At 55.4% G+C, this 1733-nt stretch carries 1 protein-coding gene; it reads left to right on the forward strand.

The features are described from left to right. The coding region (locus tag ACNQ0W_RS24820) for a host specificity protein J (protein WP_417933281.1) at positions 1–1733 on the forward strand (1733 nt) is incomplete at both ends.

Genomic DNA, 1733 nt, shown 5'->3' on the forward strand with positions numbered 1-1733 from the left:
GTTTACATCCAGTCCCAGGCTGATGCCTGGCAGGTGATTAAAGATATTGCCGCGGGCTTCAACGGAATGACTTTCTGGGGCAACAACATGTTCAATGTTGTCTCTGACATGCCGGCGGACACTACGAAGTTGCAGATTCTCACTCGCGCATCAGTGGTGGGTAAGCCGGTGTACTCGAGTGGCAGTGAGAAAAACCGATTCTCCAGCGCGCTGATTAATTTCAGCGATCCGGATAACCACTACCAGGACCGCACCACGGCAGTGATGTTTCCGGAACTGGTGAAGCAGTTCAAGTTTAAGCAGACACAAATCACTGCGATCGGTTGTACGCGTGAGAGCGAGGCGCAGCGGCGTGGCGGGTGGGCGGTGTATTCCAACTCCCTTGACCGCATTATCACGCTTCAGACTGGACTTGATGGCTTTGTATTCGTGCCGGGCACCGTATTTGCGTTTGCAGATGAACGCCTGTCAGGGCGCGTTTACGGCGGGCGTATCACCGGGTATAACGCAGGTCTTAAGGCCGTGACCACTGACCGGGGCACCAGTGCGGTGGCGGGCGATACGCTGATGATTCGCACCCAGGGCGGTACCGTCGAAAGCCGGGTGATACAGGCCGTAAATGGCACGCAGCTGATCGTGTCCACGCCGTTCACGGCGGCGCCATTACCTAATGCCGTGTTCGTAATTGATGCTGGTCAGCTGCGCCTACAGTATTTCCGGGTAACGAACCTAAAATTTGATGATGAGGAAAATACCTTCACCATTACCGGTGCGGAGTATAACGCGTCGAAATACGACGCCGTTGATAACAACGCTCGTCTTGATACTCCACCGATAAGCCTGATTCCGACCGGGCTCGTGAACCAGCCGACCAACATCATGGTATCGAGCTATGATGCGGTTCGCCAGGGGCAGCGCGTGGCCATGCTAACCGCCACATGGGATGCGCCAGTTGATAAAGACGGCAAACTGCAGTCGGACGTAATAGCGTACCGGGCACAGTGGAAGCGCGGAAATAACGAATGGGTAAACGTGCCTGAAACCGGGTTACGAAATATCGAAGTGCCTGGCATTTTCGAGGGCGATTACCTTGTGCGCGTCCGTGCGATTAACTCTGGGGGAGCGTCCAGCCTTTGGGCCACGTCTGCGTTGACCCATCTTACCGGCCGCACCGGTGAAGTGCCCAAACCTGTCGGACTAACTGCAACAGAGGATGTTGTATTTGGGATCAACATTACATGGGGTTTCCCCGCAGATACCGCCGACACCCTGAGCACGGAACTGCAATACAGCGCTTCAGTCGATGGGGCAAATCCAATGCTTTTGGCGTCGGTGCCGTATCCTCAGAAACTCTATCAGCAGATGGGGCTGAAGGCAGGGCAGGAATTCTGGTACCGGGCACGGCTGGTTGACCGCATCGGGAATCAGAGCGAATGGACCGACTGGGTGCGCGGGCAGGCCAGCATCGATGTTTCCGATATCACCGATGCAATCCTTGAAGACATCAAAAGCTCTGAAGTCTTCAAGGACCTGATCGAGGATGCCGTGGCCAGCAGTGAAAAACTGGCGGAGCTGTCCGATGCAATTAAGGAGAACGCCGATGGCCTGGCTGCTGCCGTGGGTTCGAATAAGCAGACAGCCGAAGCAATTATCGGCAATGCTCTGGCTATTGCTGATGTTGTTGTGCGGCAGACTGCGCAGCAGGGCGCAAACTCTGCGACATTCGAACAGCT

The organism is Enterobacter cloacae complex sp. 6730903 (assembly GCF_048283985.1).
Lineage (GTDB): Bacteria > Pseudomonadota > Gammaproteobacteria > Enterobacterales > Enterobacteriaceae > Enterobacter > Enterobacter hormaechei_C.